General features: G+C 71.0%; 23 protein-coding genes and 1 other RNA gene. 10 read left to right on the top strand and 14 right to left on the bottom strand.

The features are described 5' to 3' along the window. Positions 1-81 precede the first annotated feature (81 nt). Genes Q0581_RS02635 through Q0581_RS02605 form a run of 7 tightly spaced genes read left to right on the top strand, consistent with a single transcriptional unit; the run spans position 82 to position 7,421 of the window. The gene (locus Q0581_RS02635) at positions 82-717 is read left to right on the top strand and encodes a DsbA family protein (protein WP_298697345.1); all 636 of its coding nucleotides are present in this window, start codon (positions 82-84) and stop codon (positions 715-717) included. Beyond that, the gene (locus Q0581_RS02630; protein ID WP_298697343.1) at positions 717-1,352 is read left to right on the top strand and encodes a thioredoxin domain-containing protein; all 636 of its coding nucleotides are present in this window, start codon (positions 717-719) and stop codon (positions 1,350-1,352) included. The genes Q0581_RS02635 and Q0581_RS02630 overlap by 1 nt, the downstream gene beginning before the upstream one ends. After that, the gene (locus tag Q0581_RS02625) at positions 1,349-1,966 is read left to right on the top strand and encodes a DsbA family protein (protein WP_298697340.1); all 618 of its coding nucleotides are present in this window, start codon (positions 1,349-1,351) and stop codon (positions 1,964-1,966) included. The genes Q0581_RS02630 and Q0581_RS02625 overlap by 4 nt, the downstream gene beginning before the upstream one ends. A 5-nt stretch (positions 1,967-1,971) precedes the next feature. Continuing rightward, the gene (locus Q0581_RS02620; RefSeq protein WP_298697338.1) at positions 1,972-2,586 is read left to right on the top strand and encodes a thioredoxin domain-containing protein; all 615 of its coding nucleotides are present in this window, start codon (positions 1,972-1,974) and stop codon (positions 2,584-2,586) included. Positions 2,587-2,596: 10 nt separating this feature from the next. Continuing rightward, positions 2,597-6,037 carry a chromosome segregation protein SMC gene (gene smc / locus Q0581_RS02615; protein ID WP_298697336.1) on the top strand — a complete coding sequence of 1,147 codons (3,441 nt, stop codon included), beginning with the start codon at positions 2,597-2,599 and terminating at the stop codon, positions 6,035-6,037. Continuing rightward, positions 6,034-6,465: a hypothetical protein gene (locus tag Q0581_RS02610; protein ID WP_298697333.1), complete on the top strand. Its 432-nt coding sequence runs from the start codon at positions 6,034-6,036 to the stop codon at positions 6,463-6,465. The genes smc and Q0581_RS02610 overlap by 4 nt, the downstream gene beginning before the upstream one ends. Positions 6,466-6,521: 56 nt before the next feature. Then, a complete protein-coding gene (locus tag Q0581_RS02605; protein ID WP_298697331.1) occupies positions 6,522-7,421 on the top strand; it encodes a hypothetical protein in 900 nt (299 codons plus the stop codon). Positions 7,422-7,427: 6 nt separating this feature from the next. On the opposite strand, the gene murG is transcribed toward Q0581_RS02605, so the two are convergent. The 11 genes from murG to rnpB all read right to left on the bottom strand — a co-directional run bounded on the left by murG (position 7,428) and on the right by rnpB (position 19,484). Continuing rightward, positions 7,428-8,534 (bottom strand): undecaprenyldiphospho-muramoylpentapeptide beta-N-acetylglucosaminyltransferase, encoded by a 1,107-nt coding sequence (murG, locus tag Q0581_RS02600; protein ID WP_298697329.1) that lies wholly within the window; start codon positions 8,532-8,534, stop codon positions 7,428-7,430. 8 nt (positions 8,535-8,542) lie between these two features. Then, positions 8,543-9,724: a putative peptidoglycan glycosyltransferase FtsW gene (locus tag Q0581_RS02595; RefSeq protein ID WP_298697326.1), complete on the bottom strand. Its 1,182-nt coding sequence runs from the start codon at positions 9,722-9,724 to the stop codon at positions 8,543-8,545. After that, positions 9,721-11,181, bottom strand: a complete 1,461-nt coding sequence (gene murD / locus Q0581_RS02590; protein WP_298697323.1) for a UDP-N-acetylmuramoyl-L-alanine--D-glutamate ligase — start codon at positions 11,179-11,181, stop codon at positions 9,721-9,723. Before murD ends, Q0581_RS02595 begins: the two co-directional genes overlap by 4 nt. Further along, on the bottom strand, positions 11,178-12,287 hold the full coding sequence (gene mraY, locus Q0581_RS02585) for a phospho-N-acetylmuramoyl-pentapeptide-transferase (protein ID WP_298697320.1): 1,110 nt from the start codon (positions 12,285-12,287) through the stop codon (positions 11,178-11,180). The genes murD and mraY overlap by 4 nt, the downstream gene beginning before the upstream one ends. Further along, entirely contained in the window at positions 12,288-13,718 is a 1,431-nt protein-coding gene (gene murF, locus Q0581_RS02580) for a UDP-N-acetylmuramoyl-tripeptide--D-alanyl-D-alanine ligase (protein WP_298697314.1), read from the bottom strand. Next, a complete protein-coding gene (locus Q0581_RS02575) occupies positions 13,711-15,180 on the bottom strand; it encodes a UDP-N-acetylmuramoyl-L-alanyl-D-glutamate--2,6-diaminopimelate ligase (protein WP_298697311.1) in 1,470 nt (489 codons plus the stop codon). Before Q0581_RS02575 ends, murF begins: the two co-directional genes overlap by 8 nt. Continuing rightward, the gene (locus Q0581_RS02570; RefSeq protein WP_298697309.1) at positions 15,177-16,967 is read right to left on the bottom strand and encodes a penicillin-binding protein 2; all 1,791 of its coding nucleotides are present in this window, start codon (positions 16,965-16,967) and stop codon (positions 15,177-15,179) included. Before Q0581_RS02570 ends, Q0581_RS02575 begins: the two co-directional genes overlap by 4 nt. After that, a complete protein-coding gene (locus Q0581_RS02565) occupies positions 16,964-17,362 on the bottom strand; it encodes a cell division protein (RefSeq protein ID WP_298697306.1) in 399 nt (132 codons plus the stop codon). Before Q0581_RS02565 ends, Q0581_RS02570 begins: the two co-directional genes overlap by 4 nt. Then, entirely contained in the window at positions 17,359-18,312 is a 954-nt protein-coding gene (rsmH, locus tag Q0581_RS02560; protein ID WP_298697346.1) for a 16S rRNA (cytosine(1402)-N(4))-methyltransferase RsmH, read from the bottom strand. The genes Q0581_RS02565 and rsmH overlap by 4 nt, the downstream gene beginning before the upstream one ends. Then, positions 18,306-18,782 (bottom strand): division/cell wall cluster transcriptional repressor MraZ, encoded by a 477-nt coding sequence (locus tag Q0581_RS02555; protein WP_298697303.1) that lies wholly within the window; start codon positions 18,780-18,782, stop codon positions 18,306-18,308. Before Q0581_RS02555 ends, rsmH begins: the two co-directional genes overlap by 7 nt. A gap of 288 nt (positions 18,783-19,070) precedes the next feature. After that, positions 19,071-19,484, bottom strand: an RNA gene (rnpB, locus tag Q0581_RS02550) — RNase P RNA component class A. Between the two features lie 93 nt (positions 19,485-19,577). Between rnpB and Q0581_RS02545 the strand changes: the two genes are divergently transcribed. Both Q0581_RS02545 and Q0581_RS02540 read left to right on the top strand, forming a co-directional pair. Beyond that, a complete protein-coding gene (locus tag Q0581_RS02545; protein WP_298697301.1) occupies positions 19,578-20,126 on the top strand; it encodes a hypothetical protein in 549 nt (182 codons plus the stop codon). Between the two features lie 10 nt (positions 20,127-20,136). Continuing rightward, positions 20,137-20,613 carry a hypothetical protein gene (locus Q0581_RS02540; protein WP_298697298.1) on the top strand — a complete coding sequence of 159 codons (477 nt, stop codon included), beginning with the start codon at positions 20,137-20,139 and terminating at the stop codon, positions 20,611-20,613. 7 nt (positions 20,614-20,620) lie between these two features. On the opposite strand, the gene Q0581_RS02535 is transcribed toward Q0581_RS02540, so the two are convergent. The 3 genes from Q0581_RS02535 to sppA all read right to left on the bottom strand — a co-directional run bounded on the left by Q0581_RS02535 (position 20,621) and on the right by sppA (position 23,600). Beyond that, on the bottom strand, positions 20,621-21,382 hold the full coding sequence (locus Q0581_RS02535; protein WP_298697296.1) for an N-acetylmuramoyl-L-alanine amidase: 762 nt from the start codon (positions 21,380-21,382) through the stop codon (positions 20,621-20,623). Positions 21,383-21,389: 7 nt separating this feature from the next. Beyond that, positions 21,390-21,713 carry a hypothetical protein gene (locus Q0581_RS02530; RefSeq protein ID WP_298697293.1) on the bottom strand — a complete coding sequence of 108 codons (324 nt, stop codon included), beginning with the start codon at positions 21,711-21,713 and terminating at the stop codon, positions 21,390-21,392. Positions 21,714-21,821: 108 nt separating this feature from the next. Further along, a complete protein-coding gene (gene sppA, locus Q0581_RS02525) occupies positions 21,822-23,600 on the bottom strand; it encodes a signal peptide peptidase SppA (protein WP_298697290.1) in 1,779 nt (592 codons plus the stop codon). Between the two features lie 209 nt (positions 23,601-23,809). Between sppA and panD the strand changes: the two genes are divergently transcribed. Beyond that, on the top strand, positions 23,810-24,166 hold the full coding sequence (gene panD / locus Q0581_RS02520; protein ID WP_298697287.1) for an aspartate 1-decarboxylase: 357 nt from the start codon (positions 23,810-23,812) through the stop codon (positions 24,164-24,166). Positions 24,167-25,044: the final 878 nt, after the last annotated feature.

Raw genomic sequence — 25,044 nt, 5'->3', positions numbered from 1 at the left:
CCTGTTCTCGACTGTTGGAACCTTGAGCGCGCGCGTCCGTGGGGGAATCGCGCGATGATCCGAAAAACCCGAGGAAGACCCATGACCCGATATGCTTCGATGAGCCGCCGCGCGGCGATGACGGCCGCGGCCCTGGCGGCGATGGCGACCCTGTCGGGCTGCGGCGGCGCCAAGACCGGCCCGGCCGAGGGCGACATGGCCCTGGGCGCCGACGAAGGGGCCAAGGTCACGGTGGTGGAATACGCCTCGGTCACCTGCCCCCACTGCGCCGTGTGGCAGGAGAAGACCTGGCCCGAGTTCAAGACCCGCTTCGTGGACACCAAGAAGGTCCGTTACGTCTTCCGCGAACTGCCGACCCCGCCGGTCGAGGTAGCCACCGCCGGCTTCCTGGTCGCGCGCTGCGCCGGCGCCGACAAATATTTCGACGTCATCCACCAGCTGATGGCCACCCAGCAGGAGATGGTCGCCGGCGGTCCGCGCGCCTGGCTGCTGCGCACCGCCAACGCCGTGGGCATGAACGAACAGCAGTTCGAGGAATGCGTGCGCGACGAAAACGCCATCAAGGCGCTGGAAGGCCGCATCCGCGCCGCCCAGGCCGCGGGCGTCACCGGCACGCCCCAGTTCTTCGTCAACGGCACCCAGGTCATCACCCCGGGCGGCGAAGGCGCCTCGATCGAGGATCTGTCGCGCGCCATCGAAGCCGAACTGGCCAAGTGATGACGCGCATAGACCGCTGGAAGATGACGCGGCGTCTGGGTCTGGTGCTGGCGACCGCGGCTCTGGTCGCCGGCTGCTCCAGCGGCGCCTCGAAACCGGCCGAGGGCGACATGGCCCTGGGCGCCGACGAAGGGGCCAAGGTCACGGTGGTGGAATACGCCTCGGTCACCTGTCACGTCTGCGCCGCCTGGCAGGAAGAAACCTGGCCCGCCTTCAAGGCGCGCTATGTCGACACCAAGAAGGTCCGCTACGTCTTCCGCGAACTGCCGACCCCGCCGGTCGAAGTGGCCACCGCCGGTTTCCTGGTCGCGCGCTGCGCCGGGCCGGACAAATATTTCGACGTCGTGCATCAACTGCTGGCGACCCAGCAGGAGATCGGGACGGGCGGCGGGCCCCGCGCCTGGCTGCTGCGCACGGCGAACGCGGTGGGCATCAACGAACAGCAGTTCGAGCAATGCGTGCGCGACACCCAGGGCATCGAGGCCATGGAGGGCCGCATCCGCGCGGCCCAGGCGGCCGGCGCCACGGGCACGCCCGCCTTCTTCGTCAATGGCGTTCAGGTCATCACCCCAGGCGGCAACGGTCCGTCGATCGACGATCTGTCGCGCGCCATCGAAGCGGAACTGGCCAAGTGATCCTGTCGCGACGCCTGATCCCGGCCCTGGGGCTGCTGCTGACGGTCATGGCGGCGCCGGTCGCCATGGCCCAGCAACCGCCGCCCCCCGTCACGGCGGCGGACCGCATCCTTGGCCGCGCCGATGCGCCGGTGACGGTGATCGAATATTCCAGCTTCATCTGCCCGCACTGCGCGCGGTGGCATCTGGAGGTTCTGCCCGCGTTCAAGGCGCGCTTCATCGACACCGGCCAGGTGCGTCTGGTCTATCGGGACGTGCCGACCGATCCGATCCAGCTGTCGGCCACGGCGGCGGGCGTCGGGCGCTGCGCGGCGCCGGAACGGTTCTTCGATGTGGCCCAGGCCCTGATGCAGGGCCAGGCGGCCCTGCGCGCGGGGGGCGAGGCGTCCGCCTGGTTCCGTCCGGCGCTGGAAGCTTCGGGCCGGTCGGTCGAGGAGCTGTCCGCCTGTCTGGAAGGCCCCGAACCGATGGCGGCCGTTCAGGCCGACATGGCCGGCGCGGCCGAGGCCGGGGTGATGGGCACGCCCAGCTTCTTCGTCAACGGCCAGGCCGTTGCGGACGGTCAGATCGAGACCCTGGCCGCCGCCATCGAACCCCTGCTGGCCAAGGACTGATCGCCATGCGTCGTCTCGCCCGGATCGCCCTGGCCGCCGTTTTGCTGACGGGAACCGTAGCGGCCGCCCCCCAGGCGACACAGACCGCCCCAGCCGTTCACGCCAACGACCGCACCCTGGGGCGCGCCAATGCGCCCGTCACGGTGATCGAATACGCCAGCTTCACCTGCCACGCCTGCGGCGACTGGCAGATCCTGGTCTGGCCCGAGTTCAAGCGCCGCTTCGTCGACACCGGCCGCGTGCGCTTCGTGTTCCGCAACATGCCGACCGATCCGATCGAGCTGTCCGGCCCGGCGGCGGCCCTGGGCCGGTGCGCGGCGCCCGAGCGGTTCTTCGATACGGTCCACGCCCTGTTCGAGGGCCAGCCGGCCCTGTTGCGCGGCGGGGACCAGCAGGTCTGGTACAACGCCGGCGTCGCCGCCAGCGGCCGCACCCGCGCCCAGATCGACGCCTGCGTCGCCCGCCCCGAAATCCGCACCTTCCTGGAGGCCGAGGTGTCCGCCGCGGCCGCTGCGGGCGTGACCGGCACCCCGGCCTTCTTCGTCAACGGCCGCCGCGTGGCCGACCGCACCCTGGGCGGGCTGGAGATCGCCATCCGCAACGCCGAGGAAGGGCGGTAAGAGGGCTGGGATGCAGTTCCAGCGCCTGAGGCTTGTCGGGTTCAAATCCTTCGTCGATCCGACCGAGGTGCATATCGAGCCGGGCCTGACCGGCGTCGTCGGCCCCAATGGCTGCGGCAAGTCGAACGTGCTGGAAAGCCTGCGCTGGGTCATGGGCGCAAACTCGGCCAAGGCCATGCGCGGCCAGGGCATGGACGATGTGATCTTCGCCGGCGCCTCGGGCCGTCCGCCGCGCAGCCACGCCGAGGTCCAGCTGACCATCGACAACGCCCAGAGACGCGCGCCCCAGCCGTTCACCGATGCGGCGGTGCTGGAGGTGTCGCGGCGCATCGACCGGGGCCAGGGCTCGACCTATCGCATCAACGGCAAGGAGGTGCGGGCGCGGGATGTGCAGCTGCTGTTCGCCGACGCCTCGACCGGCGCCAACAGCCCGGCCCTGGTGCGCCAGGGCCAGATCAGCGAACTGATCGCCGCCAAGCCCCAGAACCGCCGCCGCATCCTGGAAGAGGCCGGGGGCGTGGCCGGGCTGCACACCCGGCGGCACGAGGCGGAACTGCGGCTCCGCGCGGCCGAAACGAATCTGGAACGGCTGGACGACATCGGCCGCGAACTGGAAAGCGCCCTGGGCCGGTTGAAGCGCGAGGCGCGCCAGGCCGAGAAATACAAGAAGATCAGCGCCGAAATCCGCGCCCTGCAGGCGGCGCTGCTCTACGTCCGCTGGAACGATGCGCGGGTGGCGGCCGAGGCTGCGGCGGAAGAATTGCGGGCGGCGGATACGGCGGTGGCCGAGACGGCCAAGGCTTCGGCGGCGGCCCAGACGGCGGCGCTGAAGGCCCAGGAAGCGCTGAAACCCGCGCGGGAAGAGGATGCGGTGGCGGCGGCCCTGCTGCACCGCGCATCGCTGGAACGCGACCGTCTGGACATGGCCGAACAGGCCGCGCGGGCCGAGATCGAACGGCTGGGCGCCGAGACCGCCCGCATCGCCGCCGACATCGAACGCGAGACCGGCATGGCCACCGACGCGGAAGGCGAGCTGACGCGCGTCGCGGACGCCCTGGAGACTCTGGCCGCCGAGATCGCCGCCGCGCCCGAGCGCGGGCCAGAGCTGGAGGCCGCGCTCAATGTGGCGGAAGACGCCCGCCGGGCCGCCGACGCCGAGGTCGAGCGGGTGGCCGGGGCCGTGGCGGCGGTCGAGGCGCGGGTCTCGGCCGAGACGGCCCGCAAGCGCGACGCCGAGGCGCGGGTGGCGCGGGCGGAACAGGCGCTGAGCAACTCACGACGCGAGCGCGAGGCCCTGGGTCCGCTGGAGACGCCCGAGATCGCGGCGGCGCAATCGGCGCTGGAAACGGCTCAAACCGAGCTGTCGGCCGCCCGGGCGGCGGTCGAGGCGGCCGAAGCGGATCGCGGCGATAAGGCCCGGGCCGAGGCCGAGGCGCGGCAGGCGGCGCGGGCGGCCGAGGACCGACTGGGCCGGTTGCAGACCGAGGCGCGGGGCCTGGCGCAGCTGCTGGTCACCGCGCGGCGCGAACACGCTCCGGCGCTGGAAAGCGTGGCGGCCGACAAGGGCTATGAGGCGGCCCTGGCGGCGGCCCTGGGCGATGATCTGGACGCGGCCCTGGACGCCAGGGCGGCGGCCTATTGGGCGGGAGCGACGGTCCCGACGCCGGACTGGCCCCAGGGGGTCGCGCCCCTGTCGGCCCATGTCCGGGCGCCGGATCAACTGGCGGCGCGCCTGGCCCTGTGTGGCGTGGCGACGCGAGATCAGGCGGCGGCTCTGGCCAGGACCTTGCCCGTGGGCGCACGCCTGGTGACGAAGGAGGGCGACCTTTTCCGCTGGGACGGTTTCGTCCAGAGGGCCGAGGCGCCGCGACCGGCGGCGGTGCGTCTGGCCCAGCGCACGCGGCTGGCGGAATTGGAAAGCGAGATCGACGCGGGCAAGCCGGCGCTGGAAACGGCGCAGGGCGCGATGCAGGCGGCGGTCGAGGCCCTGCGCGCCGCCGACGAGACGGTGAAGACCGCCCGCGCCGCCCCCTTCCCGCTGGACAAGGCCGTCGGCGCCGCGCGCGACCGGCTGGAGGCCCTGACGCGGGATCAGGCGCGGAAGGAGGCGCGGGCCCAGGCCCTGGACGACGCCCTGGCGCGCCTGACCGAAGAGATGGAGGCGGCCCAGGCGGCCCTGGCCGAGGCGGCGGGGACCGAGGCGCCGTCGGAAACCCTGGAGGCCCTGCGCGGCGAACTGGCGGCTGCGCGTCAGGGCGCCGAGACGGCCCGCGCCGCCGCCGCCGCCGCCCGCGCCGAACGCGACGCCGAGGCGCGCGAGGGGGCCGCCCGCACCTCGCGCCTGGACGGCCTGACCCGCGAACGCGACGGCTGGTCCAACCGCGCCCGCGACGCCCGCGCCCGCATCGCGGCCCTGGAGAAGGATGCGGAAAGGACCGCCCAGCAGAAGACCCAGGCCGAGACGGCGCCGGCCGGTTTCGCCGAACAGCGCGCGCGCCTGCTGAACACGCTGACCACCGCCGAGACGCGCCGGTCCGCCGCCGCCGACGCCCTGTCGGTCGCAGAGGGGGAAGCGGGCGAGGCCGACCGCGCCGCCCGCGCCGCCGAGGCCGCCGCCGGCCAGGCGCGCGAGGCCCGCGCCGGACTGTCGGCCCGCGCCGAGGCCGCCGCCGAGCGCCTGCTGGACGCCGCCAACCAGGTGCGCGAGACGGCCCAGATGTCGCCCGAGGAACTGGGCCAGAAGCTGAACGACGACGCCATCGCCCGCCCGCCCGACGCCGCCGGGGCCGAGAGCCTGCTTTACGGGCTGGAGCGCGAGCGCGAGGCCCTGGGCGCCGTCAACCTGAGAGCCGAGGAAGAGGCGACCGAATACGGCGACCGGCTGAACGCCATGCGCGAGGAGCGCAGCGACCTGACGTCGGCCATTGCGAAGCTGCGCGACGGCATCGACGAGCTGAACGCCGAGGGGCGCGAACGCCTGATCGCCGCCTTCGACATCATCAACGACAATTTCAAGGCCCTGTTCGAGGCCCTGTTCGGCGGCGGCCAGGCCGAACTGAAACTGGTCGAGTCGGACGATCCGCTGGAGGCCGGGCTGGAGATCTACGCCTGTCCGCCGGGCAAGCGTCTGGCGGTCATGAGCCTGATGAGCGGCGGCGAGCAGGCCCTGACGGCGGCGGCCCTGATCTTCGCAGTCTTCCTGGCCAACCCCGCGCCCGTCTGCGTGCTGGACGAGGTGGACGCGCCGCTGGACGACGCCAACGTCGACCGCTTCTGCCGCATGCTGGACGAGATGCGCAAACGCACCGACACCCGCTTCATCGTCATCACCCACAATCCGGTGACCATGAGCCGGATGGATCGTCTGTATGGCGTCACCATGCCCGAGCGGGGGGTGTCGCAACTGGTCAGTGTCGATCTGAGCCAGGCCGAACGGATCGTGGCGGCGTGATCGGCGCCCTCGTCGCTCTGGCGCTGTTTCAGGCCCAGCCGCAGCTGGTGCTGACCGGCGTCGGCCGCTGGGCCATATTCGCCGACGCCGCCTCGATCACGGCGGATGGCGACGGCGCGGTGCGGATGCGGTCGCTGCAGGTCGCGGACGCGGACTTCACCATCGGCGACAAGGCCTATTGGGGCGGCTGGTCCTGGTGGCGGTTCGACTGTGCGAGGCAAACGGGCCAGAGGCTGGATTTCGCCTCGGTGGCCGCAGACGGGACCGAGGGGCCGATCACCCCCGTCAACGGCGCGCCCGAACCCCTTGCGCCCGGTGGAGATGCGGCGGAACTGGCCGCCGTCGCCTGCGCCGCCAAGCCGCCCATCGCCGACGCGGGTTCCGTCGCGGGTGCTGTGCGGCTGGGCCGCGCACAGCTGAACGACTGACGTCAGGTTCGGACAGCAGCGTTATCGCAGGCCTGCGATAAGATGATCGCATGATCATGACCGCCCTGCTCCTGACCGCTCAACTGGCCGCCGTTCCGCCGGGCCAGCCGCCCGCGCGGCTGCGTTTCCTGCACATGGACCGATACGCCGCCGTCTATGTCGATGACGCGGCGACCGAGCCTGACCTTGTGCGGCGGACGCAGTTGCGGACCCGAAGCCTGCATGTGCCGTTCGACACCGAAGACGCCCCCTACTGGTCGACCCAGAGGCACGATTGCGCCGGGCGCCAGTCCCAGTCGCTGTGGCATGAAAGCGCGATCGCCGCCCTGCACGACGGCAAGAATTACACGCCCGGCGCGCTTCAGGACTGGGACACGGACCCCGACAAGGCCCGCGCCGCCGTGGGGGTCGACGCCTGCGATGCGGCCGGGCGGTCGGCCGTCGTCGCGCCCCTGGCCTCACCCGACGACGCCATCAGCCATGCCTATGACCTGCCGCTGGACATGCGGTTCCAACCGGCGCTTTACGTCCGGCACGGCGACCTGGGCGAGACACTGGACTTCCTGGGTCTGGACCATCAGGGCGTCGGCTGGTTCGTCGAGCCGCGCAGCGACCGGCCCGACGGCGCCGGCGCGGTGGCCGATGTGCTGGCCATCAGCGGCCGCACGACCGACACGGGCGAACGCTTCGTCTGGTTCCGGCTGCATTTCGACTGTCGCAACCGGATGCTGACGCTGAAGGGCCAGCGCTATGCCGAAGGGCCGCGCGCGCTGGAGCCGGTGATGCTGGAGGCGACCAGCATGCCTATCGCCCCCGACAGCATGCTGGGCCGGGTGCAGCAATACGCCTGCACTCCCGACAATCCGCCAGAGGTTCAGACGGTCAATGGCCTGGACAGCGCCATCGCCGGCATTGTGGCCCATGTGGCGGCCATAGACGCGGCCGCGCGCGACTGAGGCGGCTCAGGCCCCGGCGGTCGCCTCGACCAGATCGGCCAGACGCCGCGCGGCGTCGGGAATGGCGGCGGACCGGGCGGCGACCGACATGGCCGCCAGCCGCGCCGGATCGGACAGCAGGGGCGCCAGGGTTTCGGCCAGATGTGCAGGCGTCAGATCATCCTCGGCGATGACCACGGCGGCCCCAGCCTCGACCAGGGCGCGGGCGTTCAGCGTCTGGTGGTCGTCGGTGGCGATCTTTAGCGGGACCAGGACCGACGGCAGGGCCGCCACCGCCAGTTCCGAACAGGTCGAGGCCCCGGCCCGGCCGATCACCAGATGCGCGACGGACAACAGGCCCGCCATGTCGCGGAAGAAAGGGGCGACCTCGGCCTCGATCCCCGCCTCCAGATAGGTCTGGCGCGCGGCCTCCATGGCGTCGGGTCGGCTCTGCTGGCGTACCTTCAGACGGGCGCGCAGGTCGGGCGGCAGTTGCGCCAGGGCGGCGGGAACCGCTTCGGACAGCAGGCGCGCGCCCTGGCTGCCGCCGGTGACCAGAACTTCGATTCTGCCGTTCGGCGCGGGCGGGACATAGGCGCGGTCCATCAGGCCGGCGATCTCGGCCCGCACCGGGCTGCCGACCACCTGGGCGCGGGCGGCGACGGCCGGAGCGGCGCGGCCCAGGGTCGGGAAGGACGAGGCCACCGCCTTGACGCGCGGCGCCAGCATCCGGTTGGTGCGGCCCAGCACCGCATTCTGTTCATGGATCACCGTGGGCAGGCCGTCGACCAGGGCGGCGACCAGGGCCGGAGCCGACGGATAGCCGCCGAAGCCGACCACGACGCCGGCGTCCAGCCGCCGGAACGCCCGCCGCGCCTGGGTCACGCCCTTCAGGATCGCCACAGCCGCCTTCAGCAGGCCGACAGGGCCGGAGCCGGTGGCGGCGTCCAGGGCCAGTCTTTCCTCGGCCGGGAACGCCTGGGCATAGCGTTCGCCGCGCGTATCGGTGGCCAGAACCACGCGCCAGCCGCGCGCCGCCATCTCGCGCGCCAGGGCCTCGGCCGGGAACATGTGGCCGCCGGTGCCCCCGGCGGCGACGACGCAGACCTTGGACGACACGGCCTTGGACGACACGGGCTTCCTCACGGCAACAGGCGGCGGCGCGGCTGAAGCGCGGCGCCCAGTTCATAGGCGCCCGGACGCCGCCGCGTCAGGGCCAGGGCGAACCCCATGGTCAGCCCCATGGCCAGCATGGACGACCCGCCATAGCTGATGAACGGCAGGGTCATGCCCTTGGTCGGGATCAGGCTCAGGTTCACGGCGATGTTGATGCAGGCCTGCAGGCCGATCAGCACGAACAGGCCGGCCGCCGCCGTCTGTTCGAACGGGTCGTTCAGGCGCATGGCCTTGCGCATGCCGCGAATGACGATGAAGGCGTAAAGCGCGATCATGGCCAGAGACAGGATCAGGCCGAACTCCTCGGCGCCGACCGAATAGATGAAGTCGGTGTGCAGGTCCGGCACCTTGCGCTTCATCACCCCCTCGCCGACGCCGCGCCCGAACAGGCCGCCGGCGCGGATCGCCTCGCTGGCGCGGTCGATCTGGAAGGTGGCGTCCGCGTCGGCCGAACCGTGGGCCGCCAGCCGGTCGCGGAAGTGGCTGAAGCTCAGGAAGATGGCCGCCATCCCCGCCGCCCCGGCCGCCGCCAGGGCCACGACCCATTTCAACGGCATGCCGGCCATGAAGAAGACCGCCATGAAGGTGGTGGTGACCAGCAGCGTCTGTCCGATGTCGGGCTGGATCAGCAGCAGCGCCACCGTCAGGCCCCAGGCGGCGAAGGCGATGGAGACGCCGGGCACGCCCCGTCCCTTTTGCGATTCCGCGAACATCCAGGCGGCGAAGACGATCAGGCAGGGCTTGGCGAACTCGCTGGGCTGAAGCCCGAACGGGCCCAGGTTGATCCAGCGCGCGGCCCCCTTCACCGTGTCGCCGATGAAGGGCAGCAGCATCATCACGAAGATGGCGCCCAGCAGACCCAGCACCGCGATGCGGCGCACCCCGCGCGGCGACATCAGCGACGCCAGCAGCATCAGCGTCACCCCGCCCCCCGCGAAGACGATCATGCGCCAGGAATAGTGGAAGGGGTCGGTGATCGATTCATCGGCCGCGATGGCCGCCGGGCTGGAGGCGAAGCTGAGCGCCACCCCCAGGCCGATCAGGCCCAGCGCCGCCGACAGCAGACCGCGATCCACGGTCCAGAACCATTTGGCGATGGCGCTCTGATCGTTGCGCGAAAAGGGATGGGACCAGGCGGGCGTAGTCATGATGCGGCCCCCTCGGGCTGGGAGCCCAGCGCCAGCACGGCGGCGCGGAACGCCTCGCCCCGCGCCTCGAAGTCGGGATACTGGTCGAAACTGGCGGCGGCGGGGCTGAGCAGCACCACCTCTTCGCGGCCGGTCGCGGCGGCGGCTTGCCAGGCGTCACGCACGGCGGCGCCCATATCGCCGCTGATGCGGTGCGGCGTCTCCCCCAGAGCGGCGGCGAAAGGCCCGGCCGCCTCGCCGATCAGGAAGGCTTCGGTCACGCGCGGGAACAGGTCCGACAGATCGTCGATCCCACCCGCCTTGGCGCGGCCGCCCGCGATCCAGAAGACGCGGTCATAGCTGGACAGGGCCTGACGCGCCGCATCGGCGTTGGTGGCCTTGGAGTCGTTGACGAAACGCACCCGGCCGAGACGTCCGACCGTCTCCATACGGTGGGCGAGGCCGGGGAAGGACAGAAGAGCATTCACGATTGGCGTGCTGCCGACGTCCAATGCCCGCGCGGCCCCATAGGCTAAAGCCGCGTTTTGGGCGTTGTGAAGACCTGGCAACGATCGAGCCAGTCTAAGATTGATCATCGGACTGCCGGTCGCCCCGTCAGAGACGCCATCGCGATCATAAACATACCCTGCGAAAGGCGGCCCACCCCGTTGGCTGGTGACAGAGTGGATTATTCCCTCGCCGCGCAGCTTCAGATCCGAGAAAACCTGACGGCCCCAGACATCGTCGATACCGACAAGAGCAACTGAGGCGCCATGCCAGTCGGGGACGGATTCGACCTCAAGGTCGGTCTCGATCCAAGGCGTCGAGAGATTGGCGAACAGCCGGGCCTTGGCCGCCACGTACCCATCCATCCCGCCGTGGCGATCCAGGTGGTCGGGGCTGATGTTGGTCAGGATCGCCACGTCCGGCGCGAAGCTGGTGGTCAGGTCCAGCTGATAGCTGGACACCTCGATCACATAGACGGCCTCGGGCGTCGGTTCGGGCAGGGCCAGGACGCCGATGCCGATATTGCCGCCGACGTGAACGGTCAGGCCCGCCTGTTTCAGCACCCAGCCGATCAGGGCCGTGGTGGTGGACTTGCCATTGGTGCCGGTGATGGCGACCACGTGCGGCCGCTGGTCCTGCGGCAGGGCCGCCAGCGCGCGGGCGAACAGTTCGATGTCGCCGATGATCTCGACGCCCGCCGCCCTGGCCCTGTCCACCGTCCAGTGCGGTTTCGGATGGGTCAGGGGCGCGCCCGGCGACAGCACCAGGGCAGCGAAGCCGGACCAGTCCGCGACCGTCAGATCCTCGACCACAAACCCCTCGGCCTGGGCCTGCATGCGGCTGGAGACGCTATCGTCCCACAGGATCGGTTCGGCGCCTCCGGCCTTCAGGGCGCGCGCCGCCGTGATCCCCGACCGGCCCAGGCCGAAGACCGCGACGCGACGCCCCTGAAAGCCGGCGGCCGGGATCATCTCAGCTTCAGCGTCGACAGGCCGATCAGCGCCAGCATGCCCGCCACGATCCAGAAGCGGATCACCACGGTCGATTCCGGCCAGCCCATCTTCTCGAAATGGTGGTGGATCGGCGCCATCAGGAAGATGCGCTTCTTGGTGGCCTTGAAATAGCCGACCTGGATCATGACCGAGGCCGCCTCGATCACGAACAGACCGCCGACGATGCCCAGCACCAGTTCGTGCTTGGTGGCCACGGCGACCGCGCCCAGCGCGCCGCCCAGGGCCAGCGAGCCGGTGTCGCCCATGAAGATCTTGGCCGGCGGGGCGTTGTACCACAGGAAGCCCACGCCCCCGCCGATGATGGCCGCCAGGAAGATGGCCAGTTCGCCCGCGCGCGGCACATGGTGCACGCCCAGATAATCGGCGAAGATGAAGTTGCCGACCAGATAGCTGATGATGCCGAACGCCGCCGCCGCCATCATCACCGGCACGATGGCCAGTCCGTCCAGACCGTCGGTCAGGTTCACCGCATTGGAGAAGCCGACGATGGTGAAGGCCGCAAACGCCACATAGAACCAGCCGACGTTCAGCAGCACATCCTTGAAGAACGGAAAGGCGATCGACGTCTCCAGGTTGGGCGAGGTCGGCGACAGGGTCATCCAGACCACGGTCATGACCCCGGCGATCACCGCCACCACCGTCTGGGCCAGCAGTTTCTGTTTGGATGTCAGCCCGGCCGAGGTCTGTTTGGTCACCTTGGCGTAGTCGTCGACGAAGCCCAGCACCCCGAAGGCGGCGGTCACGAAACTGACGATCCAGATATAGGGGTTGGTCAGATCGCCCCACAGCAACACCGCCACGGCGATGCCAGCCAGGATCATCAGACCGCCCATGGTGGGGGTGCCGACCTTGGACAGGTGCGACACCGGCCCGTCGTCGCGGATCGGCTGGCCCTTGCCCTGTTTGACGCGCATCCAGGCGATGAAGCGGCTGCCCATGGCCACCGCGACGATCATGGCCGTGGCCATGGCCAGGGCGACCCGCACCGTCTGGTACTGGATCAGGTTCAGCAGCGGATAATCCTGCGCGATATCCGCGTAGTACAGGTACAGCAGATAGAACATTCAGACGCTCCCCATCGCGTCGTTCAGGCCGTGTCGGCGTTCCAGATCAGCCAGGGCGGCGGCGACCAGAGACGCCTTTGACCCGTTCGATCCCTTGACCATGACGATGTCGTTCGGCCCGACCAGATCGTCGGCGATCTCGGCCAGGGCGGCGGCGGTGTCGCGCCACTGGCCACGCCGCTCGGGCGCCACGGCGTCATAGAGCCAGCGCATCTGCGGCCCCGCCGCATGCACCACCTCGATCCCCGCCGCCTCGATCCATTCGGCCAGGCCGGCGTGCAGCGCCTGGGCCTGGTCGCCCAGCTCCAGCATGTCAGTCAGCACCACCACGCGGCGGCCGCCCGGCGGCGCCGTGCGTGCGCCCAGGCTCATGAACCCCGCCCGCATCGACAGCGGATTGGCGTTGTAGCTTTCGTCGATCAGGGTGAAGGCGCCGCCGGGCACGGCCACGCGCCGCGTCTGGCCCCGCCCGGCCAGCGGTTGGAAATCGGCCAGGGCCGCCAGCGCCGTCTCGACCGGCACATCCAGCGCCTCCAGCATAAGGATGACCGCCAGGCTGTTCAGCCCCCAGTGGAAGCCCGACTGCTTCAGCGGAAACACATGGGTGCGGCCCCGGATCTCGGCCGTCACGCGCGCGCCGTCAGGGCCGGGCGCAAAGTCGATCAGCCGGGCGTCGTGGCCGATCTCGGATCCGAAGGTCGCGATCCGTCCCCCGGCCTTCAGCGCCGCGGACCGCAGCACGTCGCGCCACGGATTGTCGCCATTGACCACCGCCACGCCACCGGCCGCCAGGCCTTCGAAAATGGCCGCCTTCTCGCGCGCCACACCGGTTTCGCCGTCCGAAAAGCCCTCGATATGCACCGGGCCGACCGTGGTCACGCAGGCGGCGTGCGGCAGGACCATCTTCGACAGCGGCGCGATCTCGCCCGGCGCATTCATGCCGATCTCGAACACCGCGCGTTCGACGCTCGCCGGCATGCGCGCCAGCGTCAGGGGCACGCCGATATGGTTGTTGTAGCTCTTGATCGAGCTGTGGGCCGGGCCGGCCAGGTCCAGCCCCGCCTTGATCGCCTGGGTCACGCTGGTCTTGCCGACACTGCCGGTCACGGCGCCACGCCGGATCTGGGGCGCGCGGTCGCGGGCGGCGGCGCCCAGGGCCTCCAGCGCCTTCAGCGTGTCGGGAACCACGATGCACGGCCCGCCGTCCACCGGCCGTTCGACCAGGGCGCCGACCGCGCCCGAGGTAAAGGCGCCAGCGGCGAACTCATGCCCATCGCGCGCGCCCTTCAGCGCCACGAAAAGGTCGCCAGGCGTGATCTCGCGGCTGTTGTAGGCGACGCCGGACGCTTCGAACGATCCGCCCTCGATCCGGCCGCCGACGGCCAGGGCGATTTCGGGGGCCGTCCACAGCGGGCGATGGGCGTCAGGCATGGGCGTTCAGCGTCTCTGCGGCCACGGCGGCGTCATCGAAGGGATGAGTCGTCCCGCCGACGATCTGACCCTGTTCATGCCCTTTTCCGGCGATGACGACCACATCCCCGTCGCGCATCATCTCTATGGCCGCCTGGATGGCCGCGCGGCGGTCGCCGATCTCGATGGCGTCGGGGCAACCGACCCGCACCTCTGCGCGGATGGCGGCCGGGTCTTCGGATCGCGGATTGTCATCTGTGATGATGGCGATGTCGGCCAGACGCCCCGCCGCCTTGCCCATCAGCGGACGTTTGGCCCGGTCGCGGTCGCCCCCGGCGCCGAACACCACGATCAGCCGGCCGCTGGCGTGCGGCCGCAGGGCGCCCAGCACCGTCTCCAGCCCATCCGGCGTGTGGGCGTAGTCGACATAGACCTCGCCCCGGCCCGGTCCGGGCACCCGCTGCAACCGCCCGGCCGCGCCCTCGATCCGCTCCAGGGCGGCGATGACCGAGGCGGGGTCTTCCCCCGCCGCGATGCACAGCCCCGCCGCCACCAGGGCGTTGGAGGCCTGGAAGCCGCCGGCCAGGGGCAGCAGCACCTCGTGCAGGTCGCCCCGGCAGTCCAGCATCAGCCGCTGGCCCTCGGCCACCGCGCGCCGTTCGATCAGCGTCAGGTCGCGCCCGCGCTCGCCCACGCCCATCACCCCGACCCCGGCCATGATCGAGGCCGAGGCGAAGGGGCCGAAGGCGTCGGAATCGGCGTTCAGAACCGCCGTACGTCCGCGCGGCAGCAGGGTGTCGAACAGCCTCAGCTTGGCCGCGCGATAGGCGTCCATGTCGCCGTGATAATCCAGATGGTCCTGGGTCAGATTGGTGAAGCCCGCGGCCTTCAGCGCCACCCCGTCCAGGCGCCGCTGGTCCACCCCGTGCGACGAAGCCTCCAGCGCCAGGTGCGTCACCCCCTGCCCGGCCAGTTCCGCCAGCAGGCGTGCGGCGTCGGCGGCGTCGGGGCTGGTCAGGCCGGGGCCGGTCAGGGCCTGGGCCGCGCCCTTGCCCTGATAGACCACGCCCAGAGTGCCCATGCTGGCGGCCTTCAGGCCCAGGGCGGCCCAGATCTGGCGGCAGAAGGCGGCAACCGAGGTCTTGCCGTTGGTGCCCGTCACCGCCACGCAGGTGGCCGGCTGGGCGCCGTAAAAACTGCGCGCCGCGATGGCATAGGCCCGGCGCACATCGCCCGAGGTCACCAGCACCGGCGCCGCCCCGTCCGGGGTGTCGGTCGGGGCCAGCACGGCGGCGGCGCCCTGGGCCAGGGCCTGGGGAATGAAGGCGCGGCCGTCCGACTGCGTCCCCGGCAAGGCCACGAACAGGGCGCCGGGCGCCACCTTGCGGCTGTCGGACGTCAGGCCGGTGATGACCGGGTCGGCGGCCACGTCGCGGCGCAGCAGTTCGGACAGTTTCAGCGCGCCGCCGTTCAGAAGGCTCACAGGGCGCCCTCCGCCCGCTGGGCCACTTCGGCGTCCTGCGGCAGGGCCTTGCCGTCCAGGCCGCGCCAGCGGTCGGCCCGGCGCTCGACCCCCAGGAAGGGCGCAATACGGTCGGCGATGCGGCCCACGGCCGGGGCGGCCACGAAACCGCCGGTGCGCGGATAGGCGGCCGGTTCGTCGATCAGGATGAAGATGGCGTAGCGGCGGGCGCTGACCGGCCCGTCGGCCGGAAACACGGCCGCGAACGAGCCGATGGCGTGGGTCGGGTCATAGCGGCCGCCCACCAGCTTGTTGGCCGAGCCGGTCTTGCCGCCGACGCGCAGACCCGGCGCCTCGGCCCGGCCGCCCGATCCGCGCACGACGTTGCGGCGCATCAGGTCCAGCATGGTCAGGGACGTCTCTTCCGAGATCACCTGACGGATCTGGGGATTGCGGGCGCCGCCCTTGCGCAGGCTCAGCGGCACATAACGCCCGCCGTTGGTCAGGGCGCCATAGGCGGCGACCAGCTGGGCCGGGGTGATCATGGCGCCATAGCCGAACGACAGCGACGCCAGGGTGGAATCATCCCACCGGCGCGGCACGGTGGGGCGGGCGCTTTCCTTCAGCTCGATCGGCGCGGCGTCCAGCAGGCCCAGACCCCGGAAATAGCCGCGCATCACGTCCGGCCCCATCTCGACCGCCAGGCGCGAGGTGCCGATGTTGGACGAATAGAGGAAGACCTCCTCCAGCGTCATCACCTTGTTCTTGGCGTGGAAATCGGTGATGCGGCGGCTGCCGATCATGAAGGGCTTAGACGCGTCGAACAGGGTGCCCATGTCGGTGCGGCCGGTGTCCAGGCCCGCCGCGATGGTGAAGGATTTGAACACCGATCCCATTTCGTAATGGGCCGAGGTGAAGCGGTTCAGGGTCGCGCCTTCCGGCGCCGCGCCGCGCCGTGTCCGGTCGAAGGTCGGCCAGGACGCCATGCCCAGCACCTCGCCCGTATGCACGTCGGTGACCACGCCAACCGCGCCCCTGGCGCCGGCGGTTTCGGCGGCCGCCGCCAGTTCGTTTTCCAGCACCCCCTGCACCCGCATGTCGATGGACAGGGGGAAGTCCTGGCCCGCACGACCGGCGGCGCGGATTTCATCATTGAAGGCCAGCTCGGCGCCCGACACGCCCAGGCCGCCGGTGTCCGCATCACCGACCAGGTGCTGGGCAGAGGCGCCCAGCGGATAGACGCGGCGATCCTCCGGCTCGAAGGTGACGCCGCCCAGGGCCAGGTCGTGCACCGCCGCCTTTTCGGCCGGCGTCAGCCCCGGCATGACGATCAGGCGGCGATCGCCGTTCAGCACCTTGTTCAGCCGCGCCCACGACACGCGCGGCAGGGCCTGCTTGATCTGGCGCGCGGCGGCCGCCCGGTCCCAGACGTCCTTCGGCTCGATATAGAGGCCATAATGGGTGATGTTGCTGGCCAGCAGCTGGCCATTGCGGTCCGTCAGGTCGGCGCGCACCAGCACGGCGGGGTCCGACGCGGCCCCGACCCGACCCGGCCCGGCCAGCAGCGCGGCATAGGCCGCCCCCAGCGCCAGGGCGGCGAACGCCGCCGCAAAGCCGGCCATGATCACGAAGATGCGGACCCGCGCGTCCTCTTCGGGTCGCGCATCGGCGCGCGCGCGCTCGAACGCGTGCTCCAGCCGCCAGATCAGTTCGGCGACCCAGCGCCAGCCCGGCGCGATGCGGCGCGGCGCCGAGGATTGGGCCGAAGACGGGCTGGCCGGCCAGGCGTGGGGGTCCTGAACGCTCATTGCGACGCCTCCCCTTCCACGGGCGCGGCCGTCGCCTGAACCGGCGCCTCGACCGTCGTCGCGGGCGCGTCGGGCGCCAGTTCGGTCAGGGCCGTCTCGCCCGCCTGACGCTGGGAATCCAGCGGCTCCAGGCCGATGCCGCGCGACAGGGCCTCCAGCCGGCCGGGCTGCTCCAGCCGCGCCGCTTCCGCGCGCAGCAGGCGGACCCGCTGGCGGTTCTGGTCGATCTCGCGTTCCAGCTCGCCGATCCGGGCGCTTTCACGCGCGGCGCCCGCCTTGGCCACATAGACGAACAGGATCATCAGACCGACGCAGGCCACGCCGATGATCTCGATCCAGCGAACGCCGCGAATCTTCCAGTCGAACAGACGCCGCACGGGGGCCAGGGCGTTCATGCGGCCGCCCTCCAGGCCGGGGCGTCGGTGCGGACGGCGGCGCGCAACCGGGCCGAACGGGCGCGAGGGTTGGCGGCGCGTTCCGCCTCGCCCGCCTCGCGCGCGCCCTTGAACTGCAGGGTGAAGCTGGGTCGGCGCGTATCGACCGCGACGGGAGCATGGCGCGATCCGCCGGGCGTATTGCCGGTGCGCTCGGTCAGGAACTGTTTGACGATCCGGTCTTCCAGCGAATGGAAGGTGACCACCGCCAGACGCCCGCCGGGCGCCAGGGTCGCCTCGGCCGCCTCCAGCCCCCGGGTCAGCTCGCCCAGTTCGTCATTGACGGCGATACGCAAGGCCTGGAACACCCGCGTGGCCGGATGGATGGGCGCGCCGCGACGCCCGCCCACGGCCTTCTCGATGGTTTCGGCCAGATCCAGGGTGCGGGTGAAGGGCGCCTCGGCCCGGCGACGCAGGATGACGCTGGCGATCCGGCCCGACTGCCGCTCCTCGCCATACAGTTTGAAGATATGGGCCAGGGGGCCGTGGTCCCAGCCATTGACGATGTCGGCGGCGCTTTCGCCCTCACCGGACATCCGCATGTCCAGCGGCCCGTCGCGCAGGAAAGAAAAGCCCCGCTCGGCCTGGTCCAGCTGCATCGACGAGACGCCGATATCGAACACGGCGCCGTCCAGCCGGGGCTCGCCCGTCCCGGCGAAGGCTTCGGCCAGGCCAGAGAAGGGGGTGCGGACCAGCTGGAATTGGCCAGGGAAATCTGCGTCCACCGCCTCGGCGTGCGGCCGGACCGTCGGGTCGCGGTCCAGGGCGATAACGGTCGCCCCGGCCGCCAGGATGGCGCGGGTGTAGCCGCCGGCGCCGAAGGTGGCGTCGATCATCACATCGCCGGGCGCGGGGGCCAGCGCCTCGATCACCTCGGCCAGCAGGACGGGGGCGTGGGGGCCGCTCATGATCCGCCCCCCTCGACCTTCAGCTGGGCCGCCAGGCGCAGGGCGCCCAGCTGGGCCATGCCGTCCTTGGCCGCCTGACGCTGTTCGGCGCGGCGGGCCGCCCATTTGTCGCGGTTCCAGATCTGGAACCGGTCGCCCAGACCCACGATCATCACCGTCTCGCCCAGGTCCGCCTCGGCGCACAGACCTTCGGGCAGGGTGATCCGCCCGCCGCCGTCAAAGGCCAGGCGCGTCTGTTCGCCCAGCACCTGCCACTCCAGGGACGAGCGTTCCTTCGAGCCGAACGGCAGGCCACGGATCATCTCGACATAGGTGGCCAGCAGATGGTCCCCGCCCGCCTCCAGGCAGTCGGCCTCGATCGAGGGAAAGCAGAAGATGCGGGCGTCGGCGCCATTGTCGGCCGTACGGAACTCCTGGGGGATCAGGAGCCGGCGCTTGCCGTCCAGCTGTTTCTCGAAGGTCGAGAAAAACACGCCCTGCCCCAACACGGACCCTGCGGTCCGCTCCCTTTAGATTCCCGTCGTCAGATCGCGACGCAGCCCCAGTTCATTCGACTGGGATAGCATGGGATCAAATGGGCCTCAATGGGAATGGTTGACGCGATTTAACCAAGATTGGGCTGTGGCGGACTGGTCACGCCGGGCGCTATACTGGAACAAATGTGGAACATTTAAGTATTCACACCCTGTGGAGCGATGATGCGCCGCCTTGTCGCCCAAGGGGTTAACGCGCATCACGCCTGGGGATGAGGTGTGGAGGAAAATGCCAGACGGCCTGTAAGCCGGGTTCTGTTCCGCCCCGAAAGGCGGCGACGATCATTCCTCTGGGCCGACCCTTGCGGAGCGGCTCTCGCGACCAACCCGGGCGTCTCGGGCGGTGAACCCTGCGGGCGAACCCGCGCGACGCCCCTATTCGGTCTTGCTCCAGGCGGGGCTTGCCATGCCGGTCGCGTTGCCGAGACCGCGGTGGGCTCTTACCCCACCCTTTCACCCTTACCCGCGTCGAGACGCGGGTGGTTTGCTTTCTGTGGCGCTGTCCCTCGGGTCGCCCCGGGCGGAAGTTATCCGCCGCCTCTTCACCGTGGAGCCCGGACTTTCCTCCCTACTTCGCGTCCCGCTTCGTAGGGCAGGCCCTGCGAAGCCTTGGCGAAGCAGGGCGACCGCCCGGCCGTCTGGCGCCGGACAGATGCGCCCCGCGCCCGCTCAGGTCAACCGGCGCCGTCAGACGCCGTCAGTAGCGGCGGACCGGCGTTCGCCTAGGGTGCGCCCATGATCGCGCTTCTGACCGCCCTGATGTTCGCCACGGTGCAAAGCCCGCCGGACGAGGCGCGCATGCAGCGCATCGGCCCGCATGTGCCGGCCTGCATCAACGGTCAGGCGGCGCCGGGCGAACTGATCGAGGTCTGCGCCGAACGACTGGCCGTCCGGGCCGAAGTCCGTGCCGCCCGCCGGGCCGAGGAAGAGGCCCAGGCCCTGCGCCTGTGGGGCGAACCGTGCGACGCCCTGACGGACATGGCCGGCGACTGTCCGGCCGAGCAACAGACCGCGACCTACGCCCGCCACTGCATCGACTACCGCCCGGACGACGAAAGCCTGGAAGTCTGCGTCGCGCGGCGCGAGATGCAGGCCGAGCGGATGGCGGAGCGGCAGCGCCAGGCCGCCGAACGCGCCGCCGCCCCACCCGCACCCCAGACCGAACCCGAGCCGGAGGCGCCCGCGCCCGCCGACCGCAATGGCTGCCGTCGCGAGCGGGTGGTCAGCCCGGACGGCCAGTCCTTCTCCTATTCCTTCGTCTGCAACCGCACCTGGACGCGCTGAGGCCCGACCCATGCTGATTTCGATCCTGGCCCTGGCGGCCCTGATGACGACACAGGAGCCCGCGCCCGACCGCGAGGCCGAAATGACCGCCGAGCTGCACGCCCGCGCCATCCATCGCTGCGAGACCACGCCGCGCGGCCAGAACGAGACCGTCCAGGCCTGCGCCGACCGGCGCGTCGCCGCCCTGATGGGCACCTACGGCACGACCGCGGGCGCGCTGGGGGCCACCGCCGGCTGGCTTCCGAACGACGAAACCGCCAACGGCGCCGACCTGGGCTTTCCGACCCTGGATCAGGCGACCATCGACAGGGGGTTCGAACTGGACACGCGCACGCCGGCGCCGCGCGACCGCACCTATCAGCCGCCGCAATCGCGATGCCGCCGGGAAACGACGCGCGACGCGGACGGCCAGGGCTCCTCCACCATCCTGGTCTGCGGCAATGGCGGGGCGGCCGAACAGGCGGTGCGCCAGGCGCTGGGCATGTGAAGTCGGACTAAAGCACGCCCGTCACGCTTTCGGCGCTGGCCAGCTGCAGCAGGCCCACCAGGCGGGCGCGGGTTTCGCCATCGGCCACGCCGTCCACGCGGTCCGGGCGCCAGTGGCGCTGGAAGGCCATGACCGTCAGGCGCGTCTCATCGTCATAGTCGCCGCCCGGCTTCACCCCATAGCCCAGCCGGTGCAGGCCGGACCTCAGCACGATGACCCCCAGCCCTTCGTCGCCCGGCGACAGGGGCGCGCCCAGGGCGGCGATCCGCTCGGGCGCCGGGTCGAACCACAGGCCGTGGCCGGCGCCGGCCAGCCGCTTCCACGGAAACAGTTCGCCGGGGTCTTCCTTGCGATCCGGCGCCAGGTCGGAATGGGCGATGATGCGGACGTCGGGAATGGTCCATCGCGACCGGATGTCGCCGACCAAGGCGATCACCGCCTCGATCTGGGCGTCGGGGAAGGCGCGATAGCCGAACTCATGGCCCGGATTGACGATCTCTATGCCGATGGAGGCGGCGTTGCAGTCCGTCTCGCCCTGCCAGACGCCGCGACCGGCATGCCAGGCGCGGCGTTCCTCGGCCACCAGCCGCAGGATCGACCCGTCCTCGTTGACGACATAGTGGGCGGAGACCTTGGCCTCCGGGTCGCGCAGCCGGGCCACCGCCTCATGGCCGGTCTGCATGCCGGTGTAGTGCAGCACCAGCATGTCCGGCGGCGCGCGGCGCTGGTCGAAATTGGGGGACGGGGCGTCCAGGATGTTCAGGGTCATCGCCGCCTCAGCGGGCCGAGCGGTCCCAGCCATAGGCGACCCAGGTGCCGCCGACCTTGTGCGCCTCGATCACCTCGGGGTCGTCGGCCCGGCGGCGCGGCTGGCCCGAGCGGCGGGCGCGGAAGGCCAGGCCGGCGAAGAAGACCACCACGCCGGCGCACAGGGCGAAGACCGCCACGGCCAGGGCGGTGAACACGGCCAGCACGGCGCCCACGATCAGGGCCGCGACCGAGGCGACCAGTCCCGCCAGCCACACGAACGGCGCCAGCAGGCCCGAAGGCCGACGACGGGCGGCCATGCCGATGCGGGCGAAACCGTCAGACTGGGTCATCGAACATCCTTACGCGGGCGTCAGGGAGAACGCCTGAACGGTCAATGTCGGTCCTAAGACCTGAACGGTCAATGGACGAACCCTTCACAGGCCAGTGTGCCGCAGCCGTCAGAACGGCTGATCCGCCAGAACGGTCGCCCCCTGCCCCCGCGCGCGGTCGGCCTGGATCTGGCGCATCGTCGCCTGGGCGGTCGGATCGTTCATGACGCCGCCCAGCATGACCAGGGCGCGCGCCGCCTCGGACTGGACGCCGAAGGCTTCGGACAGCGCCTCGAACGGCGACAGGGCCTTGGGATAGCGTTTGAACCGCACCGACTCGTTTTCCGGGATGTTCGCCAGGGCGCGCGCGCGGCCGATGGCTTCCTCCAGTCCGCCCAGGTGGTCGACCAGGCCCAGGGCCTTGGCCTGGGCGCCGGTCCAGACCCGGCCGCGCGCGATCTCGCGCACCCGGGCGGGCGGCAGGCGGCGGCCCGTGGCCACGCGGGTGATGAACTCGTCATAGGTGCGGTCCATCGAGGCGGCGAAGGCCCGGCGCTGGTCCGGCGTCCACGCCTGGCCCGGCGAGAAGGCGTCGGAATAGTCGCCGCCGACCGACAGGCCGCGCATGTCCACGCCGAACCGACCCAGGGCGTCGGCCAGCACGAATTTGCCGCCGAACACGCCGATCGAGCCGGTCAGGGTCGAGGGCTGGGCCACGATCTCATTGGCCTCGGAACTGATCCAGTAGCCGCCGGACGCCGCATAGGCGCCCATGGACACCACCACCGGCTTGCCCGCCGCCTTGGCCGCGCGCACGGCGGCCAGGATCTGTTCCGACGCTTCGGGCGACCCGCCGGGCGACGAGACGCGCAGCACAATGGCCTTCACGTCCTTGTCCTCGATGGCGTCATAGATGGCCTCGGCCGTGTCGTCCGAACGGATGGCCGAACCGGCGCCGAACGGATCGGCGCTCTGGCCCGAACCGGTCATGATCGCGCCCTCGCCGCCGACGATGGCGATGGCGTGACGGCCCGAGCCGGCCCGTTCGCCGCGCGCCGAGATATAGTCGCTGATCTCCACGATGTCCGAACCGCGCCCGGCGCGGCGCTTGGCCTCGGCCTCGGCCTCCTCGACCTGGCCGATCTTGTCGATCAGCTTGCGCTCCAGCGCCTGGGCGGCGCTGTAGGGGCCGGCCTCGATCACGGCCTTCAGGGCGGCGGGCGTGGTCTTGCGGTCCTGGGCCGCATTGGCCAGGGCGCTGTCGTAGATGGAGGTCATCCACGCGCGCATCGCCTCGCGGTGCGGCTCGGTGAAGTCGCTCTGGTTATAGATGTTGACCGCGTTCTTGTATTCGTAGCGCTGCTCGAACTCGGGCCGCACGCCATAGCGTTCGAACGCCCGGCCCAGGAACACCTCGTCGGCCGAGAAGCCCGTGGCCTGGAAATTGGCCGTGTTCTGCATCCACAGTTCGGACGCCGAGGCCCCGACCATATAGCTGGACATGACCGCGCCCACCGGCATGAAGCCCTGCGAGTGCGCGATCACCGGCTTGCCCGCCGCGCGGAAGCGACGGACCGCCTGGCGCACCTCGTCGGCGGCGGCGGGGGTCATGCCGCTTTCCGGCAGGCGGATCAGCAGAACCTTGACCTGAGCGTCCTTCTCGGCCTGGGCCAGGGCGTCCACCACCTGGACCACCGACAGGCCCGATCCGCCGAAGCTGGCGAAGGGATTGGACGGCGCCTGGTCCGTCAGCCCGGCCCGCAGGTCCAGCTCCAGCACGGCGTTCGAGGGCGTGGACGGCTTGGACGAAGCGCTGGCGGCGATGACGATCAGCATCAACGGCACCACGATCACGAACAGAATCAGGCCCGCGAACACGCCCAGAAGCGTCAGGAAAAACTGTTTCATCGGGGAGGGATAGGTCCAGACGGCGGCCAAATTCAGCCAAGTCGACCCTAACGCGGCAGGCGTAACCGTCAAATGAAGGTCGCGTAACGGGCGAACCGGCCACGCTGCATCGCAGCATGACGATTGATGCGCCGCTTCCGAACCCCTATATCCGGGCGGCGAGCGGGGCGCGTTCCGGCCCCGCGAAGACAAGGCGAACGGCGCTCCCCATGCTGGTCACCCTGATGAAGGCCAAGCTGCACCGCGCGACGGTGACCCAGGCCGACCTGGATTATGAAGGCTCCATCGCCATCGACGGCGATCTGCTGGACGCCGCCGGCGTCTATCCGCACGAACAGGTGGATGTGCTGAACATCACCAATGGCGCGCGCTTCACCACCTACGCCATTGAGGCCCCGCGCGGCAGCCGCGTGATCGGCGTCAACGGCGCGGCCGCCCGCCTGGTCCAGAAGAACGACAAGGTGATCATCGTCACCTACGCCCAGATGGAGGACGAAACGGCCCGTCAGTGGTCGCCCCGCGTCGTGATGCTGGACGACGACAACCGGATCAAGCCCGCGGCCTGATCCGGTCGCGCCCGCCCCCCCAGCCCCTCTGACATTCACAACGTCCTGAATCCGACCGCTGCGCCGGTCAGGGCGTCCAGACGTGCTGCGTCCCCTGCCCCTGAGCGGGCGGGGGCGGGGGAGGCGGAGGTGGCGGTGCGGGCGGCGCAGGCGGCGGCGGAGGCGGCGGGGCCGGCGGGGGCGCAGGCGGCGGGGGCGGCGGCGGGCAGTCGCTGCTGCGCACGCCGTTGATGGTGCATTCGTACCGCTGGACCGAGACGTTGCGACCTTGTGCGGGCGGCGGCGGCGGTGGAGGCGGGGCCGCCTGCGGGCCGACCGCCAGAGAAGCGGCGAGAAGCAGAATATCCAGCATGGGAACATCCGATGGGCTGCATCCGCGACAGTGCGGACGCGGTCATCTGGATCGCGCCGAAACGCCGCTTCAACCGCCGCGAACGGCCATCATGAAATCATCACGGGCGGCGGCGGGGGCGGAGGCGCGGGAGGCGCGGGAGGCGGAGGCGGTGGTGGAGCAGGCGGCGGCGGAGGCGGCGGCGGCGGGGGTGGCGGCGGTGCAGGCGGTCCCCAGCCCATCGCGCGCGGCGCGGCGAACTCTGCGTTCGACGATGTTGCGGCCACGGGCGCGATTGAGGCCGGCACCACCGCGCGGCCGCGTCTGGGCGAAACGGTCGGCGCCTCGGGTGCGCGTTCGGGCACAGCTTCGGCCACGGCGGGAGCCATGACGGTCACGAATTTCACCAGCGGCGCGGGCGGGTTCAGCGCCACCGTCACCGCCGCCACGACCGCGACCGCCGTGCCCGACCAGGCCAGCAGCGGATGCCCCGCCAGGCGCAGCCACCGCCCCTGCCGAACCGCCGGCGCGCGCCGGGTCAGCACCA

The sequence above is a fragment of the uncultured Brevundimonas sp. genome (assembly GCF_937863155.1).
GTDB lineage: Bacteria > Pseudomonadota > Alphaproteobacteria > Caulobacterales > Caulobacteraceae > Brevundimonas.
Note: the sequence above shows the minus strand (reverse complement) of the source record. Positions and strands in the feature narration are given on the sequence as shown.